Source organism: Pseudomonas sp. 14P_8.1_Bac3 (genome assembly GCF_025466085.1).
In the GTDB taxonomy this organism is placed as follows: domain Bacteria; phylum Pseudomonadota; class Gammaproteobacteria; order Pseudomonadales; family Pseudomonadaceae; genus Aquipseudomonas.
Genome location: NZ_JANLOD010000002.1, coordinates 44,231 through 56,471 on the forward strand (window position 1 = coordinate 44,231; position 12,241 = coordinate 56,471).

General features: G+C 60.6%; 11 protein-coding genes. 5 read left to right on the forward strand and 6 right to left on the reverse strand.

Going from position 1 to position 12,241, the window contains the following annotated elements:
• The first annotated feature begins 286 nt into the window (after positions 1 to 286).
• The gene (locus NTD84_RS00545; RefSeq protein WP_262162684.1) at positions 287 to 1,636 is read left to right on the forward strand and encodes a spinster family MFS transporter; all 1,350 of its coding nucleotides are present in this window, start codon (positions 287 to 289) and stop codon (positions 1,634 to 1,636) included.
• A gap of 160 nt (positions 1,637 to 1,796) precedes the next feature.
• Here the strand turns inward: NTD84_RS00545 and rapA are convergent, their stop codons facing one another.
• Positions 1,797 to 4,643 carry an RNA polymerase-associated protein RapA gene (gene rapA / locus NTD84_RS00550; RefSeq protein WP_262162686.1) on the reverse strand — a complete coding sequence of 949 codons (2,847 nt, stop codon included), beginning with the start codon at positions 4,641 to 4,643 and terminating at the stop codon, positions 1,797 to 1,799.
• A 255-nt stretch (positions 4,644 to 4,898) separates the two neighbouring features.
• Between rapA and NTD84_RS00555 the strand changes: the two genes are divergently transcribed.
• On the forward strand, positions 4,899 to 5,240 hold the full coding sequence (locus NTD84_RS00555) for an aspartate-semialdehyde dehydrogenase (RefSeq protein ID WP_262162687.1): 342 nt from the start codon (positions 4,899 to 4,901) through the stop codon (positions 5,238 to 5,240).
• Here NTD84_RS00555 and NTD84_RS00560 read toward each other — a convergent pair.
• From NTD84_RS00560 to NTD84_RS00570, 3 genes are all read right to left on the reverse strand, one after another.
• A complete protein-coding gene (locus NTD84_RS00560) occupies positions 5,237 to 6,424 on the reverse strand; it encodes an aminotransferase class V-fold PLP-dependent enzyme (RefSeq protein WP_262162688.1) in 1,188 nt (395 codons plus the stop codon). The genes NTD84_RS00555 and NTD84_RS00560 overlap by 4 nt on opposite strands.
• The gene (locus tag NTD84_RS00565; protein WP_262162689.1) at positions 6,421 to 6,891 is read right to left on the reverse strand and encodes a RidA family protein; all 471 of its coding nucleotides are present in this window, start codon (positions 6,889 to 6,891) and stop codon (positions 6,421 to 6,423) included. The genes NTD84_RS00560 and NTD84_RS00565 overlap by 4 nt, the downstream gene beginning before the upstream one ends.
• 88 nt (positions 6,892 to 6,979) lie before the next feature.
• Positions 6,980 to 7,852: a LysR substrate-binding domain-containing protein gene (locus NTD84_RS00570; protein ID WP_262162690.1), complete on the reverse strand. Its 873-nt coding sequence runs from the start codon at positions 7,850 to 7,852 to the stop codon at positions 6,980 to 6,982.
• Positions 7,853 to 8,038: 186 nt separating this feature from the next.
• Between NTD84_RS00570 and NTD84_RS00575 the strand changes: the two genes are divergently transcribed.
• The gene (locus NTD84_RS00575; protein WP_262162692.1) at positions 8,039 to 8,200 is read left to right on the forward strand and encodes a hypothetical protein; all 162 of its coding nucleotides are present in this window, start codon (positions 8,039 to 8,041) and stop codon (positions 8,198 to 8,200) included.
• Between the two features lie 145 nt (positions 8,201 to 8,345).
• Positions 8,346 to 8,462: a cytochrome c oxidase subunit CcoM gene (gene ccoM / locus NTD84_RS29865; protein ID WP_315975554.1), complete on the forward strand. Its 117-nt coding sequence runs from the start codon at positions 8,346 to 8,348 to the stop codon at positions 8,460 to 8,462.
• Between the two features lie 155 nt (positions 8,463 to 8,617).
• Here the strand turns inward: ccoM and NTD84_RS00580 are convergent, their stop codons facing one another.
• Both NTD84_RS00580 and NTD84_RS00585 read right to left on the reverse strand, forming a co-directional pair.
• A complete protein-coding gene (locus NTD84_RS00580; RefSeq protein ID WP_262162695.1) occupies positions 8,618 to 10,093 on the reverse strand; it encodes an inorganic phosphate transporter in 1,476 nt (491 codons plus the stop codon).
• A 377-nt stretch (positions 10,094 to 10,470) separates the two neighbouring features.
• Positions 10,471 to 10,671: a hypothetical protein gene (locus tag NTD84_RS00585; protein WP_007935837.1), complete on the reverse strand. Its 201-nt coding sequence runs from the start codon at positions 10,669 to 10,671 to the stop codon at positions 10,471 to 10,473.
• Positions 10,672 to 11,329: 658 nt separating this feature from the next.
• Here NTD84_RS00585 and pcaR point away from each other — a divergent pair.
• Positions 11,330 to 12,172, forward strand: coding sequence for a pca regulon transcriptional regulator PcaR (gene pcaR, locus NTD84_RS00590; RefSeq protein WP_262162698.1), 843 nt, complete (start codon positions 11,330 to 11,332; stop codon positions 12,170 to 12,172).
• Positions 12,173 to 12,241: the final 69 nt, after the last annotated feature.

The following is a 12,241-nucleotide window of genomic DNA, read 5'->3' on the forward strand; positions in this document are numbered from 1 at the left end:
TGCCCCGTGTTCGTCCTGGTTCACGCCATTGAATGTTGGCGAATGCGTTGGAGTATAGAGCCCGTACAAACGGCGCAAGGCATAGTGGCACATTGGTTCAAATTATTTTGGAATGAGACTTAGAGCGATTGGAAATAATTTGTTGCATTCGCCGCGGCGACTGCCATGAAGCGGTATCAGCTTTACAAATAATGACAGACAGGTCCGCTAGGCCTCACTAGATTGCAGGTTCCGGGCTCGGATGCGACGGCAGTGAAGCCCAATAACAATAAAAAGAGACGGACCCATGCAGAACTCGACCCAAGCGGCGAATGCCTGGCGCATTCTGTTCCTGCTGTTCCTGGCCAACCTGTTCAACTTCTTCGATCGCACGATTCCGGCCATCATCATCGAGCCGATCCGCATGGAATGGCACCTCAGTGACTTTCAACTGGGGATCATCGGCACGGCATTCACCATCGTCTACGCAATTGCCGGGCTGCCGCTGGGGCGGATGGCCGATACCGGTTCGCGCGCCAAACTGATGGGCTGGGGCCTGGCCGCCTGGAGCGGGCTGACCGCCGTCAACGGCCTGGTCGGCAGCTTCTGGAGTTTCCTGCTGGTGCGCATGGGCATCGGCATCGGTGAGGCCAGTTATGCACCGGCCGCCAACTCGCTGATCGGCGACCTGTTCCCCGCTCACCGCCGAGCGCGGGCGATGGGTATTTTCATGCTGGGGCTGCCATTGGGGTTGCTCCTGGCGTTCTTCACCATCGGCTGGATGGTCAAGGCGTTTGATAGCTGGCGTGCACCGTTTTTCATCGCGGCCGTGCCGGGGCTGATCCTGGCGATCTTCATGTTTTTCATCAAAGAGCCGAAACGCGGTGCGGCGGAAACGGTGCAAGTCTCCCAGGAACGTGTGGACCGGCCGATCCGCCGGGTGCTGGCGGTGCCGACCTTCCTGTGGCTGGTCATGGCGGGGCTGTGCTTCAACTTCGCGACGTATGCGTGCAACTCGTTTCTGGTGCCGATGCTGCAGCGGTATTTCCTGATGCCGTTGCATGAGGCGGCCGTGGCGACGGGCGTCATCGTCGGGGTGACGGGGCTGTTTGGCCTGACATTGGGTGGTTGGGTCGCGGACAAGATTCACCAGCGGGTGGCGAACGGGCGACTGCTGTTTGCCGCGTTCAGCCTCATCGTCTCGACGGTTTGCACCGCGTGGGCACTGCACGCCGGGCGCATCGAAATCGGCGTATTCGTGGCGGTGTTCAGCGTCGGCTGGTTGTTCGCCTACAACTTCTATACCTGCGTTTACACGGCGATTCAGGACGTGGTCGAACCGCGCCTGCGCGCCACGGCCATGGCGCTGTTCTTTGCCGGCTTGTATTTGCTCGGCGGTGGTTTGGGGCCTGTGGTGGTCGGTGGCCTGTCCGATCATTTCGCACACACGGCGATGCTGGCGGCCGGTGCCGAGCAGATGACCGAAGCGTTCAAGGCCATCGGCTTGCATGACGCGATGTACCTGATCCCGGTGGCGCTGTTTTTCACCATGGTGTTTCTGTTCCTGGCGTCGCGGTGTTTTGTGCGTGATGCCAAGCGGATGAAAGAAGGGTTGGTGGCGGTGGTTGAGCCAGGGGGTTGCGTGGTGACTGCTTGACCGCCTTCGCGAGCAAGCCCGCTCCCACAAGGAAAAATGCATTCCAAATGTGGGAGCGGGCTTGCTCGCGAAGAGGCCATAGGCAGCAGCGCAAAATTTGACCCAATAAAAAGGCCCGCATCACTGCGGGCCTTCTTCTTCAGCGGCGAAGCAGGGCGGCTTAACCCGCCACCAATACCCGAATCGCTTCCAGTCGCAGTGCTGCCTTATCCAGCATGGCCAGACCCTGCTCACGTTGATTGCGCAAGGCGACCAGTTCACTGTCGCGCACGGTCGGGTTGACCGCTTGCAACGCGGTCAGGCGCGCCAGTTCTTCGTCGGTATCGGCGGCCAGGCGACGCTTCGCCTCGTCCACCCGCTCGGCGTGACGCGGGGCGATTTTTTCTTCGCCGGCGTTGATCCGTGGCGTCAGTTGATCGCGCTGGGCCTGGATGAACTTGTTGGCGCTGGCACGCGGCACGCTTTCCAGTTGATCGTTCAGGGTCTCGAACGACACCCGGGCCGACAGGTCATTGCCGTTGGCATCGAGCAGGCAGCGCAGAGCGGCTGGCGGCAGGTAGCGGCCCAGTTGCAGCGAGCGCGGCGCCACCACCTCGCTGACGTACAGCAACTCCAGCAACACGGTGCCCGGTTTCAGCGCCTTGTTCTTGATCAGCGCCACGGCGGTGTTGCCCATGGAACCGGACAGCACCAGGTCCATGCCGCCCTGCACCATCGGGTGTTCCCAGGTAATGAACTGCATGTCTTCGCGAGACAGCGCCTGGTTGCGGTCGTAGGTGATGGTCACGCCTTCGTCGTCGCCCAACGGGAAACTGGCGTCGAGCATTTTTTCGCTGGGCTTGAGGATCAGCGCGTTTTCCGAATGGTCTTCGCTGTCGATGCCGAATGCATCGAACAGGGTTTCCATGTAGATCGGCAGGGTGAACTGATCGTCTTGCTCAAGAATGTCCTCGACCAGCGCATCGCCTTCGCCAGCGCCACCGGAATTGAGCTCCAGCAGGCGGTCGCGACCGGTGTGCAGCTCGGCTTCCAGACGTTCGCGCTCGGCGCGGGCTTCGTCGATCAGCGCTTGCCACTCGCCGTCATCGGCATTTTCCAGCAACGGCAGCAGGCGCGGGCCGAACTGATGCTGCAGGGCATTGCCGGTCGGGCAGGTATTGAGGAACGCGTTCAAGGCTTCGTGATACCACTGGAACAGGCGCTCTTGCGGGCTGGTTTCCAGGTAGGGCACGTGCAGTTCGATGATGTGTTTCTGGCCGATCCGGTCCAGACGACCGATCCGCTGTTCCAGCAGGTCCGGGTGGGACGGCAGATCGAACAGCACCAAGTGATGCGAGAACTGGAAGTTGCGACCTTCACTGCCGATTTCCGAGCAGATCAGCACTTGCGCGCCGAATTCTTCGTCGGCGAAGTAAGCGGCGGCGCGGTCACGCTCGAGGATGTTCATGCCCTCGTGGAACACCGTCGCAGGGATGCCGGAGCGCACGCGCAGGGCGTCTTCCAGGTCCATCGCGGTTTCGGCGTGGGCGCAGATCACCAGCACTTTGGTGCGCTTGAGCATCTTCAGCGTGTCGATCAGCCATTCGACGCGCGGATCGAATTTCCACCAGCGCTCTTCTTCATTGGCGTCCGGCTGAGCCTGGAAGCTGACTTCCGGGTACAGCTCCGCATGATCGCCCAGCGGCAGTTCGAGGTATTCGTCCGGGCACGGCAGCGGGTAGGGGTGAAGTTTGCGTTCCGGGAAACCCTGCACCGCGGCGCGGGTGTTACGGAACAGCACGCGGCCGGTGCCGTGGCGGTCCAGCAGTTCGCGGACGAGGCGGGCACTGGCTTCGGTGTCGCCGTCATTGACCGCGGTCAGCAAGGCTTCGCCTTCGTTGCCGAGGAAGCCGTGAATGGTCTTGTGCGCTTCGGGCGACAGGCGCCCTTGGTCCAGCAGCTCCTGAACCGCTTCGGCCACCGGGCGATAGTTTTCGCTTTCGGCGCGGAAGGCATGCAGGTCGTGAAAACGGTTGGGATCGAGCAGGCGCAGACGCGCGAAGTGGCTGTCCTGACCCAGTTGTTCCGGGGTTGCGGTCAGCAGCAAGACGCCAGGGATGACTTCGGCGAGTTGTTCGACCAGCGAATATTCCGGGCTGGCCTTGTCTTCGTGCCACACCAGGTGGTGCGCTTCGTCGACGACCATCAGGTCCCAGCCGGCGGCGAACAGCGCGTCCTGGGCCTTCTCGTCTTCCACCAGCCACTCCAGCGCCACGAGTGCCAGTTGGGTGTCTTCGAACGGGTTGGCGGCATCGCTTTCGATAAAGCGTTCTTCGTCGAACAGCGCGACCTGCAGGTTGAAGCGGCGGCGCATCTCCACCAGCCACTGGTGCTGGAGGTTTTCCGGGACCAGGATCAACACGCGGTTGGCGCGACCCGAAAGCAGTTGGCGATGGATCACCAGGCCGGCTTCGATGGTCTTGCCCAGACCGACTTCGTCCGCCAGCAGAACCCGCGGCGCAATGCGGTCGGCGACTTCACGGGCGATGTGCAACTGGTGCGCGATCGGTTGTGCACGCACGCCGCCCAGGCCCCAGAGCGAGGACTGCAATTGGCGGCTGGTGTGTTCCAGGGTGTGGTAGCGCAGGGAGAACCAGGCCAGCGGGTCGATCTGCCCGGCGAACAGACGGTCGCTGGCCAGACGGAACTGAATGAAGTTCGACAACTGGGTTTCCGGCAGGGTAACCACTTCGTTCTGCGCGTTGAGGCCGTGATAGACCAGCAGGCCATCGACGTCGTCGACTTCCTGTACGGTCAGTTTCCAGCCTTCGAAGTGAGTGATCGAGTCGCCCGGCGAAAACCGCACGCGGGTGAGGGGCGCATTCCGTAGCGCGTACTGGCGAGTGTCGCCAGTGGCCGGGTAGAGCACGGTCAACAAGCGGCCGTCCTGTGCCAGAACGGTGCCTAAACCCAGCTCGGCTTCGCTGTCACTGATCCAGCGTTGCCCCGGTTGATACTGCTGCGCCATGCTGCCTGACTCCCACCTTGAAAAAGCGGGCTATCTTAACGGAATGAGGGCTTCAGGGCCAAAGGATAACTCCCGTAGGGGCGCGCTTGCTCGCGAAGGACGTTAACGTGGCGCGTGCAACCTGTAGAAATACGTTTTCCTGAATTTTTCGCGAGCAAGTTCGCTCCTACAGTGTGTGATGGGTCACAGTTTGCGACCGGCGGCTCAAGTCGCCATCCTCGCAGCCGACACCCTGCTGACAGGAGACTGATAATTATGCTGCCACCGATGCTCCCCTTGAGTGCCGTGCCGATCACTTCACAGCAGGACCCGATCCGCCAGCGCCCGGACATTCCGCCGGTCGTGCCGGTGCAGGAAAGCTCCAGTGACAGCACCATCGACCTGCAACAGCGCGACCCGGAAGAGGCGGCTTTTCAACTGCGCGAAGAGCAGCGCCGCAAGCAAGAGCAACAGCGCCGCCGCCGTGAAGCCGATGAAGATCCGGCCGAACACCTGGCGATTCCAGGCGACGAACTCAACGCCGACAACACCGTCCCGGTGGCGCCGCTGATTGAAGACCAGCCGCGCCAGGGCTTGTGGGTCGACATCCAGATCTAGCTTCGTGGGGTGGACAACTCGCGCAACGCGTTCAGCAATAGGTCCAGTTCATCTTCGGTGTTGAGGTAGCTGACGGCAATCCGCGCGAGGCTTTCCAAGCCGCGTGCCTGCATGTCCAGCGGCGTATAGGCCACGCCATTGGCGCCGATGTTGATCCCTCGCCGGGCCAGTTGCTGCTTCAAATCGACACTGTCCCAGCCCTTGAGCGTGAAGGCGATCAAGCCCGATTGCCGATCCGCTGGCCCTAGATTGTGTAGCGTCAGCCCGCTGATCGCCGCGAGGCGTTCTCGCAGCTGCCGGGACAATCCGTCGATGCGCTGGCGAATGCGCGTTGCCCCCAACTGGTTGAATTCCTCCAGCGCATTGGCCAGACCGGCCAACAGCGCCACCGACACTTCGCTGGTTTCAAAGCGCCGCGCATCGTCGCGCACCGTGAAGCCTTCGCCGTCCCAGGGCGCGGACAGCACGTCCAGTTGGCCGGGAACCAATCGTTCGAGAAATCCCGGCTTGATGTACATCAGCGCCGTGCCCCGCGGGCCCCGCAGAAATTTGCGCCCGGCGCCCTTGAGCACATCGCAGTTCAACGCCTGAACATCGCAGGGCAGTTGCCCGAGCGCCTGGCCGGCGTCGATGAAGTAGGGCACTCCGTGCTGGCGCGCCACGGCGCCAATCGCTTCGGCCGGGTTGATCAGGCCGCCGTTGGCCGGCAGCCAGGTCAGGGCGATCAGCTTGACCTTGGGATCGATCATCTGCTGGAGCGCGGTCACCGATACCGCGCCGGTTTCATCGCAGGGAATGATCTCCAGGCGCGCTCCGGCGTTGACGGCTCGGCTCATGCAGGCCAGGTTGCCGCCCCATTCATGGCGTCCGAGCAGAATCCGATCGCCTGACTGCCACGGGCCCAACGCATTGAACGCCATGCCCCACGCCGCCGAGCCGCTGCTGGCGAACGCGATGTTTTCGGTGTGGGCGTTGAGCAGTTGGGCCGCCGCGTTGCGGGCGCGGGCTTGGACACTCTGGTCGGCGGCTTCCATGGGGCCGGCGCTGGCTTCGCGTTGCAGCTGCTCGATGATGGCGTCGAGGGTGGCCTGGCTGGGCAACGAAGCGCCAGCGTGGTTGAAGTGAATCACGCTGGCGCAACCCGGTGTGGCCGCCCGCAACCGCTCCACTTCGGCGGCATTCATGGCTGCAACTCGAAAACCGCGTCAATTTCCACCGCCACACCGCCGGGCAGGCTCGAAACCCCTACGGCCGTGCGCACGTGCCGGCCTTTCTCGCCGAGTGCGTTGACCAGCAGGTTGGACGCGCCGTTGGCCACGGCGCCCTGGCGCTGGAAATCCGGGGCGCTGGCAATGAACACGCCGAGGCGGATGATGCGCGCCAAATTCGACAGGTCATCGCCGAGTGCGTCGCTCAGCTGCGCGAGCAGGCCCAGGGCCGCGAGTTCGGCGGCGTTAGCGCCTTCTTCATCGGAGATCGATTCGCCGAGCCGGCCGATGAACGCCGGTTTGCCATTCTGCATAGGGATCTGGCCAGAGATGAACAGTTGGTTCTGGCTGAACACATGGTTGACGTAATTGGCGATCGGCTGGCTCGGCGTCGGCAGTGTCAGGCCGAGTTGCTGGACGCGTTGGGCGAGCGAATGGGTCATGGTGAGTCCTCCGGAATGAGGGCTTCAGCATGTTGGCGTCCGGCAAGCGGGACAAACGGATAGATTTAATCCGATGTATCCAAATAACTCATGCGTCGGCGATTTCGCCGATCCACTGGCTGAAGCATTCGGCCGCCTCGCTCGCCGGGCGTTCGGGAGTGACCAGCCAATAACCGATTTCACTGATGAAGGGCGGGGTATCGAAGGCTTCCACCAGTGCACCTTCCTTGAGCCGACGGTCGATCAAATGACGACGGCCCATGGCGATGCCTTGGCCGGCCACGGCGGCTTCGACGACGATGTTGTAGTCGTGGAGCATCACGCTGGGGTAATGGCTGAGGTCGACGCCGTTTTGCGTGCTCCAGTCGATCCACTCGAAAGGTTGCTGGGACTTGGCCATGAGCAACGGGCCCTTGTCGTTGCCTTGGGCTTTGAACGTCGGGCTGCACACTGGCGTCAACGTTTCCACCATGAAACGGCGAGTCCGGACTCTCGGCCAGCCGCCCTTGCCATAGCGAATCGCCAGGTCAACTTCGCCGCCGCCAACGTCGGCCAATTCAACCGAAGGCAGCAGTTCGACATGGATGTGCGGATAACGTGCATTGAATCCGGCCAGGCGCGGTGCCAGCCACAGCGTCGCGAACGAGGCGAGGAGGCCGATGCGCAGGGTGGTTTCATGCCGATCGTGGCGGCGCAGTTCGCGAGTGGCCGAGGCAATGGCTTGCAGGGACGGTTGAATCTGCCGGTAGTACGCTTCGCCGGCCGGTGTCAGATCGATGGCGCGGGTGCGACGGATAAACAGCCGCTGGTTCAGGAACTGCTCCAGTTTCTGCACTTGATGGCTGATGGCGCTCTGGGTGACCGACAATTCATCGGCGGCCTTGATGAAGCTCAAATGGCGGGCCACGGCCTCGAAGGCGCGCAGGGCCATCAAGGGCGGCAGATCCTGGTGCAATTCCACGGCGCGGGTCCTTTGGGTCCATCGCAAAAACGCGATTGTGCGGGGAAAAAAACGCTCGGGCATATATTTTGTTAAGTCACCGTTACACGGGTGGCTGGTCAGCACCGACGCCAGACCGCATTATTGGCGTAATCCTGCCGAGGGATCGGGCAATCGACTTCCATTTCACACGACGCAATGAACGCCATGAGCCAAGACGACAAGCTGATCGACCTCAATTCGGAACGCGCCAAGCGTGTTCATGACCTCAATGAAAAACGCCTGAATGAAGTGCGTCAGGCTTTTGAGCAAGCCCTGCCGCTGGGTAAGGCGAAGAAGAAGCCGAAGAACAAACCGAAAAAGCGTTGACTCCCCCCGCATCTTTTTGATGCAGATCAGTTTTCCCCCCTTCTTTGCGCCCAGTCTCGGGCGACATTGACCCCGGTCAATTTTCTGCCCTGCCTGATGGGTTACCTTAGCTCCATCGCAACAAGGCAAGAGCAGGAGGCCAGTCATGTTTCTCGACAACGTGGTGATCGCCGGAGTGCTGACGGTCAGCCTCATGGTTCTGTTTTTCGCAGGGTTTGGATTTTTTATCTGGAAAGATGCGCACAAGCGGAGAAAACCGTAGGTCTTTCTTGAGCAATGAGCACGCAAGGCATTTTGGGCAACTTCGGTTGCCCTTTTTTTTTGCGCAGAAAAAACTCACGTCGTACGCAGCGGTTTATGCGGGCATGAAAAAGGCGCGAACCTCACGGAACGCGCCTTTTTCGTTGCAGCGATGTATCAGCTGCCCAGTGCCTTCGACGCTAGCCAGAACAGGCCAGCCGACAGGGCAACGGTGGCTGGCAGGGTCAGGACCCAGGCCAGCAGGATGGTTTTGACAGTACCGCCTTGCAGGCCGCTTTTGTTGGCGACCATGGTGCCGGCCACGCCCGAAGACAGGACGTGGGTGGTGGACACCGGCAGGCTGAAGATGTTGGCCAGGCCGATCAGGCTTGCGGTGGTGATCTGGGCCGACATGCCTTGTGAATACGTCATGCCTTGCTTGCCGATCTTTTCGCCGATGGTCAGGACCACGCGCTTCCAGCCGACCATGGTGCCCAGGCCGAGGGCCAGTGCAACCGCGAGGATCACCCAGAACGGGGCGTACTCGGTGGTAGTGGTCAAGTCCTTGCGCAGCTTGTCGAGGTCAGCCTTTTCACGGGCCGCAAGGCCTGGGAGCTTGCTGACTTTCTTCGCCGTGTCATCCAGGCAAAGCAGGTAGCGACGCACTTCGATACGGCTTTCCGACGACAGCGAATGGTAGTCGGCGACACCTTTGAGGGTGTCGAGCAGAGCGGCGATGGTCGGTTCGGTCTGTTGCGGGTTGCAACGGAATTTCTCCGGCAGATCGCCTTCCACGCTTTTGCCCAGCGCCAGGAATTCACCCAGGGTATCGCCGTTGCGCTTGTAGAACTGGCTCAGGTGCAGGGTTGCGTCGCGAGTCCGCTCGATCTGGTAAGTAGTGCTGCCGAGGTCGAGTACGAACTGCGCCGGGACAATACCGATCAGCACCAGCATGATCAGGCCGATACCTTTCTGGCCGTCGTTGGAACCGTGCACGAAGCTCACGGCCATGGCCGAAATCACCAGCACCAGACGGTTCCAGAACGGCGGATGCTTTTTGTCGTCAATCTTGCGGCGCTGTTCCGGCGTCTTGTGCATCTTCGACAGTGGGCGCCACCATTTCAGGCCGATCAAGATCAGGGCCGCGATCAGGAAACCGGCCATCGGCGAAAACACCAGGGAGGCGCCGATATCGATCGCTTTCTGCCAGTTCACGCCATCGGCCAACGGAATATCGTTGATCAGGGCGTTGGCCAGGCCCACCCCGAGGATCGACCCGATCAGCGTGTGGGAGCTGGAGGCCGGGATACCGAAGTACCAGGTGCCCAGGTTCCAGGCGATGGCGGCGGCCAGCAACGAGAACACCATTGCCAGTCCGTGACCGGTATTCACGTTGATCAGCAGTTCCACCGGCAGCAGGTGGACGATGGCATACGCCACACCAACACCGCCCAGCAGAACGCCGAGAAAGTTGAACACACCGGAAAAGAACACGGCCAGATGCGGCGGCATGGCTTTGGTGTAGATAACAGTGGCAACCGCGTTAGCGGTGTCATGAAAGCCGTTGATGAACTCGAAGGCGAGGACAAAGGCGAGGGCGAGCAAGAGGCTCACAAGCACCCAAGCATCCAGTCCGCTGAATAAATCGATCATGAAGGTTTTCTGACCCGGTCATAAGGGGGCGCGATTATGCCAGAAAAGACTGCCAATCGATGCACTAGCTGCTCATCGGTAACATTCTTCAACGAATTATCTTGCAGCAATACCCCAGCGACGGGGTCGTTGCGAGGTGTTGCAAGTACTTGAATTTCTTTGGAAAGGCCGCAGGCACACGGCTTTCTCTCGAAGACGCGAGGGGCGAAGGGACTTGTATGAAATATCTGAGAAGAGGGCCAGACATGAACCATTTGCCTCATCAGATAGATGAGGTGACCGCTGCCCGCTCGTAGCGGGCGCGAATGGCAACATCAATGCATCCCGCTTTTAGCGGTGGCAGACGCAGGCCCCTGGAAGGAATCAAGCCGAGGCAATCATGGCTCTTCGGCTTTGAGTTCCTTTTCCATCTTCTGCAGTTCCTGGGTAAACGCCTGATCCTGAACGGTGGCGCGTTTACGCCAGGGTTTGCGTTCCGGTTCGGGCTGAGCGGCGTAGGTGGTGACTTCCCCGCCGTAAACTTCCTTGTAACGTTGTTCCTGGCGCTCAAGTTCCGCGCGCAGTTCGTCTTTCGTCACAGTGCTACCTGTATGGGTTGAGATTAATTCTGGTAAATCGCGCTGCATCAAATCTACTGACCACGCTCGCCGACGGGACAATCCCGGTAAAGGCATCGTCTACGGTACGACAGTCAATACTTCCATGTTGCAGGCGGCCACGGCACCAGAGCAAAACAGCTGACGTAGCATCAGTTTCCTGTTTCAGCGAGCGCCTTGTCGGAGCATTTGAAATGAGCGTAAGGCGCTGCTGCGGGTAGCCACGATGGAACATCGCGCTACCAGTGGCGAACCGGTTGATAGAAAACCGGAGCGCCGCTGAGTTGCATTATAGCGGTCGATTTGAAGAACACTATCGGCAAACAGTTAAAAGTGGATCTTGATGTGTGATCGTTTTATTACTTGCAAGTTTTTTGGCGCCGCTGTCTTTCTGACGCCATTAAGTCGAGCAAGTTAAGACATAACATGGGGCCTTTAACGCCAGGTTCAAGCGCGGCAAACAACCTATTAAGAGGCGGCCAAAACCTGCTCCGCAAAAAAGTCGTGAATAAAAGACGTCGATTGCGATTATCGAGCGGCGGTTCGATAATCGCCCAATCTTGGCTGTTTGTGGCTTGTCTGGCGAACCGCAGCCGCTTGTAATAACCGTCACTGATCCGTGTGGGAAAAAGGACCTGATATGAACGAGCAAATGCGCAATTCCTTCGCTTCAGTGGCGCCGCCGATCGTCGCGTCGCCCGCCAAGCGGATTCAGGCCCTGACCGGCGACCCGGACTTCATGACGTCCCTGGCCCGTGGCCTCGCGGTGGTGCAAGCGTTCCAGGAACGCAAACGGCACCTGACCATCGCCCAGATCAGCCATCGCACGGAAATTCCCCGCGCCGCCGTGCGACGTTGCCTGCACACGCTGATCAAACTCGGCTACGCCACCACCGACGGCCGCACCTATTCGCTGCTGCCCAAAGTGTTGACCCTCGGCCATGCCTATCTGTCCTCGACCCCGCTGGCGGTGTCGGCCCAGCCGTATCTCGACCGCATGAGCGAGCAACTCCACGAGGCCTGCAACATGGCCACCCTGGAAGGCGAGGACATTTTGTACATCGCTCGCTCGGCGACCACCCAGCGGCTGATTTCCGTTGACCTGTCCGTGGGCGGGCGCCTCCCGGCGTATTGCACCTCCATGGGCCGCATTCTGCTCGCGGCGCTGGACGATACGTCGCTGCGTGAATACCTCGACCATGCCGATCTGCAAGCCAAGACCAGTCGAACCTTGCACACCCCCGAAGCGCTGCTCTCCTGCCTGCAGGAAGTGCGGCAACAAGGCTGGTGCATTGTCGATCAGGAACTGGAGCAGGGCCTGCGTTCAATCGCTGTTCCGGTATACGACGCCTCCGGGCAAGTGGTGGCGGCGCTAAACGTCAGCACTCACGCCGGCCGGGTCAGCCGCAACGAGCTGGAGCAGCGTTTCCTGCCGGGTCTGTTGGCGGCCAGTCGCAACCTCAGTGCGCAGCTGTTTGCCTAAGCTGTTCGATAATCGCCCAAACTCGTGTCGGATGAATTGACGCACTTTCCCCAAGATCACTAATGTCGC